The 17,461-nt window shown below is 31.7% G+C and carries 18 protein-coding genes and 1 tRNA gene; 6 read left to right on the top strand and 13 right to left on the bottom strand.

Features of this window, described 5'->3' with window-relative positions; translation table 11 throughout:
- Positions 1-72: 72 nt before the first annotated feature.
- A complete protein-coding gene (locus AB3G34_RS01840; RefSeq protein WP_367757604.1) occupies positions 73-633 on the top strand; it encodes a YqgE/AlgH family protein in 561 nt (186 codons plus the stop codon).
- Here the strand turns inward: AB3G34_RS01840 and AB3G34_RS01835 are convergent.
- Both AB3G34_RS01835 and AB3G34_RS01830 read right to left on the bottom strand, forming a co-directional pair.
- The gene (locus tag AB3G34_RS01835; protein ID WP_369753293.1) at positions 630-1,469 is read right to left on the bottom strand and encodes an aminotransferase class IV; all 840 of its coding nucleotides are present in this window, start codon (positions 1,467-1,469) and stop codon (positions 630-632) included. The genes AB3G34_RS01840 and AB3G34_RS01835 overlap by 4 nt on opposite strands.
- A gap of 54 nt (positions 1,470-1,523) precedes the next feature.
- A complete protein-coding gene (locus tag AB3G34_RS01830; RefSeq protein WP_367757600.1) occupies positions 1,524-1,916 on the bottom strand; it encodes an START-like domain-containing protein in 393 nt (130 codons plus the stop codon).
- A 153-nt stretch (positions 1,917-2,069) separates the two neighbouring features.
- Between AB3G34_RS01830 and AB3G34_RS01825 the strand changes: the two genes are divergently transcribed.
- From AB3G34_RS01825 to AB3G34_RS01815, 3 genes are all read left to right on the top strand, one after another.
- A tRNA-Met gene (locus AB3G34_RS01825) sits at positions 2,070-2,143 on the top strand.
- A 109-nt stretch (positions 2,144-2,252) separates the two neighbouring features.
- Positions 2,253-3,572: a tyrosine-type recombinase/integrase gene (locus tag AB3G34_RS01820; RefSeq protein WP_369753292.1), complete on the top strand. Its 1,320-nt coding sequence runs from the start codon at positions 2,253-2,255 to the stop codon at positions 3,570-3,572.
- Between the two features lie 55 nt (positions 3,573-3,627).
- Positions 3,628-3,900, top strand: coding sequence for a hypothetical protein (locus tag AB3G34_RS01815; RefSeq protein ID WP_369753291.1), 273 nt, complete (start codon positions 3,628-3,630; stop codon positions 3,898-3,900).
- Between the two features lie 41 nt (positions 3,901-3,941).
- On the opposite strand, the gene AB3G34_RS01810 is transcribed toward AB3G34_RS01815, so the two are convergent.
- From AB3G34_RS01810 to AB3G34_RS01760, 11 genes are all read right to left on the bottom strand, one after another.
- A complete protein-coding gene (locus AB3G34_RS01810; RefSeq protein WP_369753290.1) occupies positions 3,942-4,634 on the bottom strand; it encodes a M48 family metallopeptidase in 693 nt (230 codons plus the stop codon).
- On the bottom strand, positions 4,634-7,795 hold the full coding sequence (locus AB3G34_RS01805; protein WP_369753289.1) for a type I restriction endonuclease subunit R: 3,162 nt from the start codon (positions 7,793-7,795) through the stop codon (positions 4,634-4,636). The genes AB3G34_RS01810 and AB3G34_RS01805 overlap by 1 nt, the downstream gene beginning before the upstream one ends.
- Before the next feature lie 153 nt (positions 7,796-7,948).
- Positions 7,949-8,488 carry a hypothetical protein gene (locus AB3G34_RS01800; RefSeq protein ID WP_369753288.1) on the bottom strand — a complete coding sequence of 180 codons (540 nt, stop codon included), beginning with the start codon at positions 8,486-8,488 and terminating at the stop codon, positions 7,949-7,951.
- A complete protein-coding gene (locus AB3G34_RS01795) occupies positions 8,478-9,158 on the bottom strand; it encodes a DUF3800 domain-containing protein (protein ID WP_369753287.1) in 681 nt (226 codons plus the stop codon). The genes AB3G34_RS01800 and AB3G34_RS01795 overlap by 11 nt, the downstream gene beginning before the upstream one ends.
- A 160-nt stretch (positions 9,159-9,318) precedes the next feature.
- Complete coding sequence (locus tag AB3G34_RS01790) at positions 9,319-9,546, bottom strand: hypothetical protein (RefSeq protein ID WP_369753286.1); 228 nt, start codon at positions 9,544-9,546, stop codon at positions 9,319-9,321.
- 49 nt (positions 9,547-9,595) lie between these two features.
- The gene (locus AB3G34_RS01785) at positions 9,596-10,837 is read right to left on the bottom strand and encodes a restriction endonuclease subunit S (protein WP_369753285.1); all 1,242 of its coding nucleotides are present in this window, start codon (positions 10,835-10,837) and stop codon (positions 9,596-9,598) included.
- Positions 10,838-10,844: 7 nt separating this feature from the next.
- Positions 10,845-11,579, bottom strand: a complete 735-nt coding sequence (locus AB3G34_RS01780) for a hypothetical protein (RefSeq protein WP_369753284.1) — start codon at positions 11,577-11,579, stop codon at positions 10,845-10,847.
- A 15-nt stretch (positions 11,580-11,594) separates the two neighbouring features.
- On the bottom strand, positions 11,595-11,840 hold the full coding sequence (locus AB3G34_RS01775; protein ID WP_369753283.1) for a hypothetical protein: 246 nt from the start codon (positions 11,838-11,840) through the stop codon (positions 11,595-11,597).
- Positions 11,837-13,591 carry an RNA-binding domain-containing protein gene (locus AB3G34_RS01770; RefSeq protein ID WP_369753282.1) on the bottom strand — a complete coding sequence of 585 codons (1,755 nt, stop codon included), beginning with the start codon at positions 13,589-13,591 and terminating at the stop codon, positions 11,837-11,839. Before AB3G34_RS01770 ends, AB3G34_RS01775 begins: the two co-directional genes overlap by 4 nt.
- 148 nt (positions 13,592-13,739) lie before the next feature.
- Positions 13,740-15,263: a type I restriction-modification system subunit M gene (locus AB3G34_RS01765; protein ID WP_369753281.1), complete on the bottom strand. Its 1,524-nt coding sequence runs from the start codon at positions 15,261-15,263 to the stop codon at positions 13,740-13,742.
- 1 nt (position 15,264) lies between these two features.
- Positions 15,265-15,822, bottom strand: coding sequence for a restriction endonuclease subunit S (locus AB3G34_RS01760; protein WP_369753280.1), 558 nt, complete (start codon positions 15,820-15,822; stop codon positions 15,265-15,267).
- Positions 15,823-15,954: 132 nt separating this feature from the next.
- Between AB3G34_RS01760 and AB3G34_RS01755 the strand changes: the two genes are divergently transcribed.
- A complete protein-coding gene (locus AB3G34_RS01755; protein WP_369753279.1) occupies positions 15,955-17,028 on the top strand; it encodes a hypothetical protein in 1,074 nt (357 codons plus the stop codon).
- Between the two features lie 135 nt (positions 17,029-17,163).
- The gene (locus tag AB3G34_RS01750; protein ID WP_369753278.1) at positions 17,164-17,460 is read left to right on the top strand and encodes a helix-turn-helix domain-containing protein; all 297 of its coding nucleotides are present in this window, start codon (positions 17,164-17,166) and stop codon (positions 17,458-17,460) included.
- The last annotated feature ends 1 nt before the right edge of the window (position 17,461 follow it).

Below are 17,461 nucleotides of genomic sequence, written 5' to 3'. Positions count from 1 at the left end.
TTGTATTTAAACGATTAAATTTGGTTTTTTTTAGTTTTTTTTCTTAAATTTAATAAAAAAATTACAGAAATTATGATTTCAGAAAAATTAATAAAAGGGCAACTTCTTATTGCTGAGCCTTCTATAATTGGAGATTTATCATTTAATAGATCTGTGATTTTATTGGCTGACCATAATAAGGAAGGTTCAGTAGGATTTATCATCAATAAACCGCTGAAATACACAATCAACGACTTAATTCCAGAAATTAGTGCCAAATTCAAAATTTACAATGGAGGTCCAGTTGAACAAGACAATCTTTACTTCATTCACAACATTCCTGACTTAATTCCAAATAGCATTGAAATATCTAACGGAATATATTGGGGAGGTGATTTTGAATCAACAAAAGACCTTATTAATAGTGGCAGAATAAATAAAGGAAATATTCGATTCTTTTTAGGATATACAGGTTGGGATGAAAATCAATTAGAATCCGAAATGAATTCAAACTCTTGGATTATTGCACCTAATAGCTATAAAAATAAAATTATTGGTAAATCACCAACTCATTTTTGGAAAGAACAAATAATGGAATTAGGAGGCGAATACCTTATTTGGTCAAATGCGCCAGAAAATCCATACCTAAACTAAGTACTACTTACAATCTCATTTAACTTTTGCAGTAATACCTTTGAATGGTTTACAGCAAAGTCTTTCTTTCGGTATTTAGTTATTGGTTGTATTCCCTTGATAACATTAGTAATAAACAATTCATCGGCTTTTTGCAGTTCAAATGGAGAAATAACTTCTTCAACAACTACTAAACCTGTAATTTTTTTAGCTAATTCTAAGATTTGCTTTCTCATAACACCATTCAAACAACCTTCTGACACTGGAGGTGTGATTAGTTTGTCCCCTACAACCATAAAAAGATTACCCTGAATTGCTTCAACAACATTCTTCGTATCATTTAATAACAAGCAATTGTCCAACCCGTTTTCGTGAGCATAAATACTTGCAGTTGTATTTAGCATGCGATTTGTGGTTTTTATAGAAGATAACAATTGCTTAGTCACATAAAAATCTTTGTATAAATCAACTTCATAATTCGTCTTTTCGAATGAATACAAAGCGCTTTCAATGGAAGTAGTATGAATCAAAAATGAAATTTCATTGGTTTGTGGCAGATAAAAACCACCATCATTTCTATAAACGGTAATTCTTGCACGTGATGAATTTAATACTGAATTAGTACTTGCTAAAGAAAGTATTTGTTCTTCAAAATACTCCATAGTGAAATTCATAGGAATCTCCATTCTTACCACCCGCATAGAAGCCATAAGCCTAAAATAATGATCTTCTAGAAATAGAATTTTAGAATTTACTATTTTAACCGTTTCAAAAACGGCATCGCCAAATAAAAAAGCACGATTCTGTGTCAACACATTTGTGTCTTGGGACACAATAATTCCATTAAAATTAATCATAAAAAAACCCTGATTTTTGTTCAGGGCAAATGTAAGTTATAAAATACAATTTTACTATACCGATCCAATTAGATGTTTAAGATCTGAAATTTGATTTTCCCATAATAATGACGCTTCATCAACCTCGTCTTTATCAGCAAAATCAACTACCATTAAAGAAACATCTTTAGTTAACTCATCTACAAGGATGTGCAGTTCAAAAAAATACTCGGTATCTTTATTATTACCATCAACCCATTTAAATTTTACTTTTTCTCCGGATTTTTTAGAGGCAAGCCTCGCTTTCTCTTCTGAATCATTCCAAATGAAAGTAAAAAATTCACCACGAGAATTTACATTATCTGCAAACCATTCTGACAATCCAGATGGAGTTGAGATATATTGATATAACAATTGCGGCGAAGAATTGATTGGGAACTCTATTTCGTAACGTACTTTTTGATCCATGAGCTACTTTTAATTTTTTTCGAATATATAGAATATAAGCCCGAAAAAAAAACGTTTTTAAAAATATTTTTTTTTCTTTAAAATATGCTTGCACGCATTAATATTATTTCTATATTTGCACCCGCGTTCAGGAATTGTTATTCTTGAAACTTTGGCGAGGTAGCTCAGTCGGTTAGAGCGCAGGATTCATAACCCTGAGGTCACGAGTTCAAATCTCGTCCTCGCTACAAACTTAAAGTTTTGAAAATCACGGATTAGTGCCAACTAATCCGTTTTTTTATGCCTAAACTTTTAGTACTTTTACAGAACGTGCACGATTACGTACACGATTTGCCTATGAAACCGAACTACTCAGGACCTTATATTTACACTGGAAATGTAGACATACAACTATGGTCTACCCTATCCAAATTAACAAAAGAAGAAGCATTATCGAAAGAATGGTATGTTTATTTTTCATTTAGAAATCCGCAAACAGGAAAACTAGTTCGTCAAACCAATATTAAAACTGGTGTTAATAGCCTCAAAACAAAAAAAGAACGCTATGCAAAATTGGAAACAATAAAAGACAACCTGCTATTCTTATTAAAAAAAGGTTTTAACCCTTATGTAGATAATTCTATATTAGAAGAAAAAACACTTCAAAAATTAGATACTGAAATAAATGGTACAACAGCTAATCCTGTTATTACTGCAGAAAAGAAGCCTGAAAAGATTCCTGTAGCAAAAGTACCGAAAATTAAAGTTGTTATTGATAACGAAAAATCCATCAAAGAAGCTTTTCAGTTTGGATTAAAAATCAAGCAAAATGTATTGGGCGCTACTTCGTATAGTGGTTTTCAAGGAAGAATTAATCGTTTCTTGACTTGGCTTGATGAAAACGGAAGTAGTTCCGACAAAATTTCAACTTTAGAGAAAAAGACTTTTATCACTTATTTGAACTCTGTTTTAGAAAATACTAGTGCAAGCAATAGAAATAACACGAGAACCGATTTAAGTGCTCTTGTACAAACAATAGTAGACAACGAACTAATGCATGACAATTATGTAAAAAGCATCAACGTCCTTAAATCAGCACCAGAAAGAAACAAAACGTATTCAGTAACACAAGAAAAGGACATTCTAGAATACATAGAACAGAATGACGCTATCCTATTATTGTACATTCAATTTATCACTTATAATTTCCTGAGACCTGTTGAAGTAAACCGACTTAAAATAGGTGATTTGGACTTAGAAGGAAAAAAACTTTTTGTTCGAGCCAAAAACAAGGCAGTCAAAGTAAAAATCATCCCTCAAAAAATAATTGACTTACTTCCTGATTTATCTAGTATGGATCCAAATCATTATTTATTTACTCCGACAGCTATTGGAGCAGAATGGGAAGCAGAAGAAAACAACAGAAGAGATAATTTTTCTAAAAAATTTAAATTAGTTAAAGACCATTTTAAATTAAATAAGGATTATGGTTTGTATAGTTTTAGACATACTGCCATTACGAACCTGTACAGAGAAATTAGAAAAATAAAAACACCTCACGAAGCCAAGAGTATATTAATGGGAATCACAGGACATCAAACTATTGAAGCCTTAGAAAAATACCTTCGTTATATTGATGCTGAATTACCAGATGATTATTCGCATTTGTTGAAGTAATTAAAGTCTAAATAAATTTAAATATTTATATTAGCTACAAAGTAAATCAATCCTTATGATAAAAATTAATATCGGTGCAGACGAAATAATTCTTTGGTTGCGCAAAAACAACAAAGCAGTTGGGAAAACCACTCAAGATTTAGGTGCAAAAATTCTTGTTCTTGTTGAAAGTCTAGGTGGAGAAAAATTATCTGAATTGCAATGTCGATGGGAATGTACTATTGGCGCAGAAGGTATAGATAAATTAGATTTACCTAAAACGGCAACACAATACAGTATTAAAACAACTGAAATTGGTAAATTATACGAACAATTATCAAAGTGGTAAATTGAACGGCTGTAGTAAAAGTTTCATACAATGGAAGACAACTATCCAAATTGCTCCAATTTAGTTTTCCAACGTTCCCATAAAGGACATTCTTTGGCTTGAAGATCAAAAAACTTCTGATTGTGACTAAGATGTACTAAATGACATAATTCATGGATTATAACATACTCTATACATCCTTTCGGGGTTTTAATTAATTCGGGGTTTAAGATAATTTTTCCTTGTGGAGTACAGCTCCCCCAACGGGTTTTCATATCTTGCATATAAAGACCTGTTGGTTCTACATTATATTTTTTAAACTTTTCAATTAATGGCGCTGCTATAGCTTCAAACTTTTCTTTTGACTTAACTCGATACCAATCGTTAAGTAGCTTTTTTACGTTTGATTTATTCTTTGTTTTAACTTGAATATACCTTCCTTTGTAGCTAACTTCATTTTTCTTATCCTCCAATACTTCAATCCTGTATTGCTTACCTAAGTAGTAATGAGACTCACCCGAAACATATTTCTTATCATTGAGTTTAGGATGAAAAGTCAAAAAGTAATTTTGCTGTTTAATAATCCAAGGCGCTCTTTTTCTAACTTTAGTTTCAACTAATTCCATAGCCGAATTTTCAGGCGCTTTCACTACAATTTCCATATCTGGATTTACTGTAATACCAAGTGTCTTACGTTTTGTATACAAAAGTGTATACTTTATTTTTTTGGAACCAAAATCTATTGAGCACTCCATTATTTATAGATCATTTTTGCAATTTCAATACATTTTTCAGCCATTTCATCTGCCTCATCTATAGAGATTTGCAGTTCATCAATCAAATATTCCCCCACATAAAAAGTCATTTTCCTGATAATATCTGGCTTTGTATACCAATCCACAATAATATATTGCTTCAATATCGAATCTACTTCAATTGCAAAGGGAATTGCTGCGTCTGAACTAATGTTATTATTAGAAATAGCTAACCTATAAAACGGAACTGATTTTTCGTTTTTCAGAATAGCTTCAGGAATATCATCTGATTTTTTGGTAATTGCCTGTTCTCTTAATTCTTTTAATCGATTTAAAGCAACTACATCCGAAATTCGCATAGCCCGTAAATCTGAAATGGTCTGTTGAATTAACTCTGAAAGTTTTTTATAGAAAATAGGATCTTCATCCATTCTTTCAGAAATGTGTTTAGCGGTTCTACTGGCTATCGTTTCTGCTTTTGCTTTTGTCCCAATGACTTTTTCTAGCTCCACTTCAAATGCTTTCGTATCTAAAATAGAAACCTGTTCGGTTAATCGAATAATCTCTTCAGTTGTTACGTGCTGGTCTAGCAACTTTTGTAATTGCTTTTCATATTTTTTGAAATCAATTGAATCAGAATACGTATTGACCACTGAATTTCTCAATTCAGTATAAAACTTCAAATGCCTTTTATATAGTTCTTTGGTTTCTTCTAGTGTGTTGTTTTCAAAATCAATAGAAGATAAAGCCACTTTCAAGCATTTGGCAAACGCAGTGAATTTTTGATAAAACTCTACTCTGATTGCCTCATCAGTCAAAATAGCCGAATAACTAACGATGTCCAGCTTATTCCTTACTGTTTTAAAGATCGCATTCAATTCGGTATGCAATTGTGGAAGTTTAGCAATTTCTTTTTTGATATCGGTCAAGGTCCCAACCAAATCCTCTTCATCAAATTCGTTAAAATCAGAATAGGTATTCATCGCCTCATCTAATTCTCCTATGATACCTTCATAATCTATAATAAAGCCATATTCTTTTCCTCTTGCAACCCTATTCACTCTAGCAATTGCTTGCAAAAGTGTATGATCCCTTAGCTTGCGACATACATACATTACCACCACGCTAGGAACATCAAACCCTGTTAAGAGTTTATCTATCACAATTAGCAACTCTGGGTAATCTGATTTTTTAAATTGGCTAATTAACTTTTCATCAAAACCTTTACCATATTTAGTTTCCATTTGCCTCCAGAATGCAACAACTTCATTCGTAGGTTCGCCATGAATATCATCATTTCCTTCTCTAGTATCTGGCGAAGACATAATAACTTCTGTAGACACTTTACCTATTAAATCAAAGGCTTTTTTATATTTAACCGCAGTTGCTTTATCAGGTGTAACTACCATTCCTTTGAAGCCACTTCGTTCTCCAGTTCTATCAACTCCCCAATTGTGCGTGTAATGATCCGAAATGTCTCTTGCAATCTCATCAATGCGTTGTTCTGTTTTTGAGATAAGATTGGCTTTGCTAAATTTCTTTTTTAAATCTACTTTTTCATAGTCAGACAAGGGTTCTGAAACACTATCAAAACCTCTATCCAGCGCTTTTTGGTTTACATTTTGAATCGCATGCCTTCCCTCATAAATAATAGGTACAATAGCACCATCTTCAACAGCTTGAATAATAGTGTATACATCAATAATTCCTCCAAATTTTTGAGCAGTACTTTTCTCCTTTTTCATCAAAGGCGTTCCTGTGAAAGCCAAAAAACAAGCATTAGGTAATACCTTTTGCATTTTCACATTAAACGTTCCGTATTGAGTACGGTGACCTTCATCAATTAGCACAAAAATATTTTCACTCTCTAAAGGGGAAGCCCCTAATTGATTGACAGCTGCTTCAAACTTATTAATAATCGTTGTAACGACTGCATCACTTTTACTTTGTAATAAATCAACCAATTGATTTCCTGTTCTGGCATTGTGAACGGGTACTTCAACATTTCTAAAGGTCTCTGTGATTTGATGATCTAAATCAGTTCGATCTGTAACCAGAATGATTTTAGGATTTTTTACTGTCAAATAAATTTTCTTCGCAAGCATCGCCATTGTTAGCGATTTACCACTTCCTTGTGTATGCCAAACAACTCCACCATTTCGCTTTCCATCAGTAGTGACTTCAATACGTTTGATGATTTTGTTGATGGCAAAAAACTGTTGATATCGAGCTACTTTCTTAAAAGCACCTCCTTCAAACAAAACAAAATCTTTGATGATCGTCAATAATCGCTCTGGACGACACAACCAGTAGAGATAGCGATCTTGTTCACTTACACCGATAATTTCTTTTTCTTTTGCTTCAATGATTTGTTGTTCCCAGTCTTTTCTATTTAAGAACAGTTTTGTTTTTTGCTCTTTTGACAAAGGCTGATTCACTAAATCATTGATAATTCCTTCTGTATCCGCTGTATTTTCTTTCCATGAAGCCCAAAACTCTTCTTTAGTATCAGTAGTAGCATATTTGGCTTGAAATGTAGCCAAACTCAACAGCAATTGACTGTAAATATACAAATGCCTGATTCCGTCTTCTTGTTGGTTTCGGGTATGTTGCGAGATGGCTTCGGTAATTGGCTCTTTGATATCTGGACGTTTGCACTCTATAATACATAACGGAATTCCATTGACAAATAAAACCACATCAGGTCTATAATGCTCTTTGCTTCCTGTACGCATGACGCTAAACTCCTCCGTAACATGAAGAACATTATTATCGAAGTTTTTCCAATCTATATATTGCAGCGTAAAACTCTTTTTATCTCCATCAATACTTTGCTCTAGTGCTTTACCCAAGGTAATAAGTTCATAGGCTTTTTTACTAGCCGCAATATAACCTTCGTTCATAGGTATGTCTTTGAGCGCCTGAATCCCGTTTTCGATATTTGCATCACTAAACAAAGCCAACTTAGACGAACTCAACTGAATACTATTGATTTCATGCAGTTGTTTTCTTAAAATAGGCTCTAGAATAACCTGACCTGTTTTATTGCTCCTCAATTCCTCCGCTTCTTGCGGTGAAAGATAGGTATAGCTCAACTTTTGCAACATTTGTAAAGCAGGAATTTGAGATATTTGGTCTTCTTTGAAAGATGGTATATTCATAAAATGGTTATTTATTGGTACTAATTAGTCAAAATTGGTAAAAATTAGTAAAAAGTGTAAATTTTTTATATCTTTGCAATGTTCATTCTACCATACTAGGAGAATTGAATTACGAAGTCCGATACACCCAGAAGTGTAGCGGACTTTGCGGTTTTAAAGAACATCTGCTAATCTATTTTTATATTTTTGCTTAATCATATTTAGGCCACCAAGACGTTTTTCTAAATAATATGCTGTTATAAAATAGTAATCCAAACCTCCTTTTTGTGGTTGCAGAATAATAATATATTCTTTTGTTTTATTATAAATATAGGTTCTAACAACATCTCTACCATTAATCCTATTATTACTACTAAACACTTCTATATTTTGAAATATAATTTCATTAATATGAGGCAAAATCCAATGAAGTCTTTTTGATCGTTCAAAATCAAAGACATCTCTCTTTTTTATTACTTTCCCTTTTTTATCTAATTCTTCATCTGTTCTGTATGTTAAATGCTTAAATAAAGATTCAACATCAAAAAGATCTTCTTTTTTTAAAGGTCTAATGATTTTTGTTCTAAAATTAAATTTTTCATTATCTGAAATATCTCTATCAAAAATAGATCTCAAAGACACTATTCGCTGATGTTCCGTTAGGTGATTTAATTCTAAAAAAGCATCATATTTTTTTGTATAATTAATTGCCATTCTTCAAGTCTATAAAAAAAAGGTTAAACTTGTTTTCTGTTAAACCTGTCTTCTTTGTTAACGGTTTTCCACATAACTTTTCAATTTTTTCAATTATATTGTTTTTAGCCGTTACTTTATTCAAACCTCTGAGTTTATAATTTACAGCACCCATAATCACATCTGTAAGTTGCATTAATTCACTTTCATAGGACCTAATTATTTGTAGATTTCGAATATTGTTGTAATCTCTTGCTAAATAATTCTTTAAATTCCTTGCTTTCAAATAAGAATAGGTATCCTTTATATCAACATAAATGTTATAATTATTCTCGGGTTCAATTTTTTTATTTAACAGCTGATAATACATTTTGTCATAAAAATCACTGTGAGTTTGATTATAAGCACCGTGATTCAATTGCGATTTATCAATTACAACAGCTCTAAAGCTCAATTCACTATTAAAAAAATAATCAATTAATTCATTGTAAAATGGATATTGAGATTTGGATATAGCACTCCACTTTATTTCTCCCTTAAAGAAATGTCTAATTTTCATTTCTCTAATATTTTGATTATGCATTTTTAGCAAATGATAAGGTGTGCTTACATATGACAAAACCATATAGGGTTGACCATCGTTTTCAATGTGCGTACTTTCATCGCAATAAAAATTAAATGTCTTACTCATAATTAATCTTTTAAATACTTCAACCTCTTTTTACCTGTTAACAAAAACTACATCAAAACTTTTTTCTGTACTTTGAGTTACTCTGTTTTCATTTTTAATAATTGCACTTTATCATCGGTATATTGCAGTAATCGCAATACATTAATAGTGATACTTGGACTTATTTTAATATTTTTTTAATTTCATTTTCACTTGCAATTGGATTTGAATTTTTCCAATTTTCGATTTCATTTTCAATGGCGGACAACTCTTCTTCATCAGAACTTTGTAAACTATTTTTTAAATATTGTAATTTTTCGAATGATGCTGTAGCTTCATTAAAATCAGCTGATTTTTTACATTTCACAGTATGAATTGCAGACGCTCTTTTGAATAATTTATATTTCATGTTTTTTATTTTAATTATAATTCTATTTCTCAAATAAGTAAAGAGTAAATTAATACTTCAGCCTCTTTTTACCCGTCAACAAAACCTGCATCAAGCCTTTTTTCTGCTCTTTGAGTTGATTTAGTTTCTTTTTTAATAATTGGATTTCATCATCGACACATTGTAATACATTGGCAATGGCGGTTTGTTCTTCTTTTGAAGGGTATGGAACTTTCAAATTCCTTAATCCACTTAACGAAATAAACTTTTGAATACCCCCATCTTGTTGTCCTAATAAATAATTCTGAAATAGTGTAGAATGAAAATACTGAATTAAAAATGTTGCTTCTATTTTTTTTGATTTAATCAATCCGACATTTTTAATGCAAAAATCTGGTTCATAGTTAATCAAAACACTATTCCCAATCGTTCCAATCATTGAAATTAATATATCTCCTTTATGAACTTTAGAGCGTCTATCAAAATTATCTGCATCTTCTTTAGAAATATATGAAATGCTTGAAAAATCTAATTCCCCATCTTTTATGTTTTTTGATGTAATAAACTTCACTCCATTTTCAATATATTTTGGAGACTCGTGAGTTCCATCTCTGACATCCGAAACTTCATTCAATCCTAATATTTTCCATTCCCCACTAAACCCTTTCAATCTTTTTTTACCCGAAAGCAATTGCTGCATCAAGGCTTTTTTAGAAAGTTCTTTTTGAGCAATCAAAGCAGTTTGTTTTTCTATAGCTTTATCCCAGGTAGAAAGACAATCGGCAATGGCTTTTTGTTCTGGAAGGGGTGGGATTGGAACTGGTATTGAATTTATAATATTTAAATTCAACCCACCTCTTCCACCATCTCCAGTTGAAAGCTGTCGCAGTTCAAAATACCTAAAATCTAAATTATGATATAAATACTCTTCATAAAATTCATTTGACGGAAAAATTGCAGCTACAGATTGGTTTGTACAAAGTTCAACCATATTCATTGCTACTGTACCTCTTGTTTTCCCTTGACCTGCCAAACCTATTAGAATACATTTTACAGGTATTAACTTAGTACTAGAATTTTTTAGACCTATTTCTGTAATCCTACCTCCAACATCAAAAACTCTTTTTAAATTCAAATCACCAGAACTCATCCATTTTATTTTTCCGTTCCAATATTCGGATCTATTTGTTGAAGGTGTACCACCAGCTGTTGTCTTTGTTATTTTACCAATTTTCTTCACTTCCCAATCCTCAGGAATCAAACCTAAAGGAGAGTTTTTATATTTGGTGGTATGTAGTATTGTTGTGTTCATTTTTGTATTAGTTTTTCAGCAAGTCAATAAATTGGTTTGCTAATTGTTGTGTAGTCGCAATGGTTTCTTTGTCTTTTGGCGCATCTAGCATATTCCAATATTTAGCTTCGTTAAATTCCATTGTGCGCTTGTCGTCATTCCCTTTTTGGGTTATAAAACCCCAAAACCAAAAGTCGTCCCAGACTTCAAAATTAGAGTTGGGCATTTTGTTTTTCAAATAGGTATTAATCCCTGAAAATGAATTAGCACAAGGATTACCCATTTCTTGAAATAGGTATAATATAACCGCATCTACGGGCAAAAAAAGCTCATCATCCTCTGCAAGTATTTTAGGAGCATCATCCCAAAAATGCAATTCCTTGGCATAACCAATATGGGTGTGATAAATGGCTTTTACAAATAAAGCTGCCGTTTTATCACCCCAACTCGGTTGCTTGGTCAATAACTGAAACATTGATTTATAAGTAATAGGCATATCACTAGAAGCACCTAAAGTCTTCAAAAAACCAGCAAAAGAATTAAGACTGTTATCAGAATTAGCAATAGTTTGAAAAAAAACTGCCGACTTATCCATTTTTAACTGCGACTGCGAATTGAGAATACTGTACAACAAAGCATATACTTTGTCATAAGTAGTATTATATGGCATCATTGCCATTTTGTAAGCACCAATTTGAACAGGCAAATTGTAAGCTCTGTTTTCGTTTAAAAAGGAATAGATGTCGTTTAGTTTTTGGTTCATTTATTGTTTAATAATTTACTTTATTAAAGTTTGTTGTTTTGCAAAGAAAGCTGCAAAGAAAAAATAATTAAAACGCTGTAAAACAATACTTTTTTGTTTGCAAAAAAGCTGTAATTGTTTTGCAAAACTATATTTAACGTAAATTAAAACGCTATTTACAATTCTTTTCCTAGGGATCAAAGTTGCGATTCTTGCAAAGAAACCTGCAAAGAAAAAACACGTTAAACCCTTGTTTTTAGGGATATTTCTCTTTGCAATCATTCTTTAATTTTATAAGTTCGTTGGTTGTGTTTTATTTCCCTTGCAATTTCTAAATGACCTTTTTCTATCATCTCAGCAAAAAGCCTTGATATATACGATACATCGGAATCAGGTAGGTTTAGTAATTTTCTGGCAGCTTCATTGTCAATCTCATCAGCTGTATCAAGGTATCTAATTATAGCTTCAATCTGCCTTGCTTTTTCTTGCTTTTTTAATTTAGAATAGCTGATTTTGTCTTCTGTAGATGCTAATTTATTTTTATGAATAATATATTTCACTCCAGAAGTTTTACCAGTTGTTTCAATAAATTCTATATCTTGAAGCTCTGTTAAAATTTTACGTAACTGGTATGGATTTACAAATGGGTTAGCTTCTAACTGCTGAAATGTTTGCTTTTTTTCGGTATAAATAGCATTGAGCACCAACAATTTTTCAAGATCCATATCTAATCCTGTAATTTGTTTATATTCATAACTCAATTCTGCTAATTTTTCAGAATAAACATCGGCATCAATTCTAAAAATTATAGAGTGTTCATTCTGGATTGATTTCGGCAATTTTTTTCCTTTAGAAAGTAATGCAGTAAATATTTTATCAAACCCTGTTCCTGCTTTTTCCGCATAACTAACTTCTCGCATTATGTCTATAATGTTAGGATTACGTGGATTTGTTTTTCTCAGAAGGTTAGTTTCATCAATTCCTTGCGGAAAATGTCCTGGACTTTCAAATTCAATATAATTTGGATACTTTCTAATTTCAATGACTTGTTGTCTACTGTAGTCCCGATGAACAATGGCATTGATTAGCATTTCACGTAATACAATTTCTGGATAATCGTCAATATAGTCTCTAAACAAACCAAAATGAAACTCTTTTACTTTCATCTCTGATTTCAATTGGTTGAAACAGGCATCAGCAATTTCAATTAAATTACCCGTATACTCAAAAGGCTTATAACTTCCATCTTCATAATATCGGATGTACTTAATTTGACTAAAAGGTATTTCCCTTAATGCTTTATTATTACCAATAAATAAAATACCTGTAGTAGTAGGCAATTGAATCCCATTTTCTTCTTTAACAAGACCTAAAGTTTCCGTAAACTCATTAGAAGTGTTTTTTAAATAGGGGCTTTTAGGTTTCTCCCTTTTAATCTTATTATATAATAAACGAGTTCTTTTAATATCCTGCCAACCAGGTATTGGATTTCCTTGTTTATCTTGTTCTATCGAATTCAAAGGTAAGTCCCAAGTTTTTTGATCGTATACAATCAAACCTTTCTCGGATTGTATAGTGGCAATTTCGTAGGGTTCAATAGCTCTATTCCCATCATTACTCCTAATTAGATACTCACCTTTTGAAGTTCTGTGCATCTGAGGTGAGAAAGGAATTTCAAGCACCAAAACATCACTACCACTTATTTTTAATTTGTGTGAATGTAATGTAATTGAAGGAGAAGTCCTGTCTTGAATCTGTCTGATTAATTCGAATATTTTAGAATCTGTAGCAACAAAATCGGGATTTAATTCTTTAGTGTCATCAACGATACCTACAAACAAAAAACCTCCTTTTTTATTAGCAAAAGCAACAACATCCTTAGCAAGCTCTTCGTATTTTGGAGCAAAATTCTTTATTGATTTACCAAAAACAACTTTATCATCGAGTTGTTCTTTAAAATCAAGAATATCACATTCTCCCTGGGCAAGAAGGTTATAAAACCATTGAATGCTGTGTTTGGTGTATTTCTGCATAATTTATAAAAGTATCGTTTATTATTTCAACCGCATAAAGGCATTATTTTCTATATCCGTTTTTTTAATATGTATACAAAAAGGTGCTTTTATATACACGTTTTTTTGATATGTACATAAAATGCCGTTTTTATGTACATGTTTTGCTCTAATCTATTAACTCTTGCAAGTATTTGTTCATTTGTTGTTGCACCTCTAACAACTCTGTTTCTAATCTTTTGATTTCTACTTGTACTGCCTTGATATCTATAGCAGCAGCTTCTTCAAAAGTATCTACATAACGAGGAATGTTCAAGTTGTAATCATTCTCAATGATTTGGGCTAAACTAGCCACATAGCTGTATTTGTCTTCGGCAACTCCGTTTTTTAATTTCCCTGCATTAAAATCTTCGTAGGTAGCTACTATTTTATTAATGTCTAAATCACGTAATTTATTTTGGTTTTTACCACTTTCAAAATGCTTGCTGGCATCAATAAACAACACATCGGTATTTTTGGCTTTCCCTTTATTAAAAACTAAAATAGCAGCAGGAATTCCAGTTCCAAAAAACAAGTTGGATGGCAATCCTATAACCGCTTCTAATATATTTTCATCAATAGTTTGTTGGCGAATTTTACCCTCGCTACTTCCTCTAAACAAAACACCATGCGGCACTACAACACCTGCTTTTCCAGTTTCATTCAAGGTTTCTATCATGTGACTGATAAAGGCCCAGTCTCCTTTGCTTTTGGATGGAACCCCTCTCCAAAAACGATTGTAAGGATCTCCAACAGCTATATCAGCTCCCCATTTGTCTAATGAAAAAGGTGGATTAGCAACAACGGTATCAAACTTCATCAATTGATCGCCTTCTTTCAATTTAGGATTTCTAATCGTATCTCCCCAACGAATAGTAGCATTATCAAACCCATGCAAAAACATATTCATTACTGCTAATGCCCAAGTACTTCCGTTAGCTTCTTGACCATAAAGAGAGAAATTATTATTACCCACTTCACGACCTGCTTTTATCAATAAAGATCCCGACCCACAAGTAGGATCACATATCCGCGCTCCCGACTTTGACTTGGTTAGTTTTGCTAATAGTGTTGACACTTCACTTGGTGTAAAAAATTCACCTGCTTTTTTCCCTGCATCACCTGCAAAGTTGGCAATCAGGTATTCATAAGCATTACCAATAACATCTTCACGTTCTAAATGCGAAGGTGATAAATCCAGTGCAACAAAATCTGCCAACAGGTTTTTTAACCTCGTGTTTTTATCCTTTACATCCCCTAGGTTACTACTATTGAAATCGATATTTCTAAAAATCCCACTACCATCTTCACTACTTAATTTTTCACGATTAGCCTCTTCTAAATCAGCCAAGGCAATATTGATTCGCTCACCAATATTTGCTTCATTTCTATTCTCATACAAGTCATCAAAACTACAATGCTCTGGCACTTGAAAACGCTCCATTTTCAAAGCTCTATCGGTGCGAGCTTGATCTCCATTGTATTTTTCTAAATACTCTTCTCTTTTTTCCTTATTAACATCACTGATGTATTTTAAGAACAACATGGTCAAAATATAATCTTTGTATTGAGAAGGATCTATAATACCCCTAAAGGTATCACAGGCTTTCCATACAGTTTGATTGATTTCTTTTTGATTTATCTTATGGCTCATCTTATTGTATTGCTTTAAATATTAGTTCGTTATAATAATTTTGTCTCAATTGTGAAATTTCATTCTGTAAGAACTTTTCTTTTTTTTGTAAGTTAAAGAGTTCTAAGATAGTAAATTGCTTAGCAAAATTTGGAATGAAAATTTCAATCTTTTCTAAGATAGAAATAGTAACAGATTTGATTGCAGTTCCTTTTGCAACCCCTTGAAGCAAAGCCTGTGTTTTGCCATGATTTAAAAACCAAGCGACATACTCCGGCTTAACATTGGTATTCTTCAATTGCAGGACCAAAAAAGTAGTAGAGGCTACCGCTGGTTGGTAACTTCCATCATAAACAACTGCAAAAAAATCTTTCCCTTTAGCCGCAAAAAGTATGTCGTCTTTTTGCAAAAAATGTTTTATCAGTTTTGGAGATTTACTCAGCACTGGACTCGAAGTACCAGCCCACTCCTTATCTTCATTAAAATCCGTAGCCTGAACATAGTACACATCAGGATTAACATCTCCTTTTGCAAATACGCCAGACTTGATATACACTATTTCTTTTAGTATCTCTCTCATAAAATAATTTAGTACATGATATACTTTTATTAAAATTTCAAACAAAGTTAAGTAAATTTCATTAATTTTGATTAAAAATAATCAAGTATATTTTGTACTAAACAAAAATACTAATAACAAAAAATAAAGCATATGGAATATTTTTTTGGCATCCTAGATCGTAGCGAAATAGAACAAGAACTTTTAGCAATAGAGAACGATCAACCAAAAGATTACTTGGAATCTATTAAAGAAGATTTTTCAGAGCATGAAATAATTATGGGAACCGAATATGATATTGAATACTTATTAGAAGAAAAAGGCATTTTTAAAAAAATTATCAGTGATGAAAAAATACGAGAGCGTATAAAAGAACAAAATATTCCAGATACTGAGATTGACTACGAAGTTTTTGATACTCACTTAGAGATACCGCCTATACTTTTAGACGAAATATATGACCACATTTGCAATTTATACCTTTCTAAATTAGAGTATATAAAATTAGATTTTTTTGATAATTTCCAAGATAAGATTTATGGAAGGGATTTTAAAGAAATAAAAGAAATTGCACTAATAGAATTTAAAAAAATATATCAGTCAGTTGATCTGTCAAACCCTGTTAAATCCTTTATTGGTAGAACAGCAAAAAATGAAAAATTTATTTATACACCAACGTATCTTCATGAATTATCCCGAGAGAAACAATATATAATCCACAACATAAACACATATAGCATATTACCATACTTGTATGGTGACATAGATTTACAAAATGAGTATCCTTATTATAATGAAGAATTAATTAACGAAATTATATCCTTTCAAATAAAAATTGATATTTTACTAGAACTTAATAACAGATTTAAGTTCGAAATAGACATCTATTTTAATAACATGTTTTATTATGGTCTTGAAGCACTAAATCACCTAGATATTTTTCTAAATACAAATGCTTATGTATTTACAATGGTTACGATCAAAAATTTTGATGAAATCAATAGGTCAAATATAGAAAGCCTTTTTTCTTTTTTAAAAAATAATAATTTATACATTGGAAAAACCAACAGTAAATTCTTAGACCTTGTAAACACAACATTTTATGAACAAGTAAAAGATTTAAAAAGTCATGAAGAAGATGAACAACATACAGCACATGCAACAAGAGTAAAACAACTAGAAAAAGAATGGGGAATCTTCAATGAAAAATACTTTCCAGAAGGCTAATTTTTACAAAATCCATTTCTAGACATTCAAAACCCATTTTCAGACATACATTTTCAATTTTCAGACATATATTTAATTTGCTGATTTTTAAAACATTGAGGTTATTGCAATCAAATAATCTTAATTAATTTTAATATGAATCAGCAACAATTTTTATCCGCATTTAAGAATCTACAATCAGAGGTTCAAGAAATCAAAACACTCCAACAAAGAGTTCTTCTTTATCTAGAAAACAACAATGGCAGGTTAACTGAAGATTCTACTATTATGGAGGAACGAATTACAGTTAAGGAATCGTGCCAAATTTTAAAATGTTCTGAAGTCACCCTCTGGAAACTTCGAAAGGGCGGAATCCTCCCCTACACCCAACACAAAAGAACTATTCGATTCAAGAAAAGTGACATTCTAAATTATCTAAACCAAAAGGGATAAT

The sequence above is a fragment of the Flavobacterium sp. WC2409 genome, from assembly GCF_041200085.1.
Lineage (GTDB): Bacteria > Bacteroidota > Bacteroidia > Flavobacteriales > Flavobacteriaceae > Flavobacterium.
Note: the sequence above shows the minus strand (reverse complement) of the source record. Positions and strands in the feature narration are given on the sequence as shown.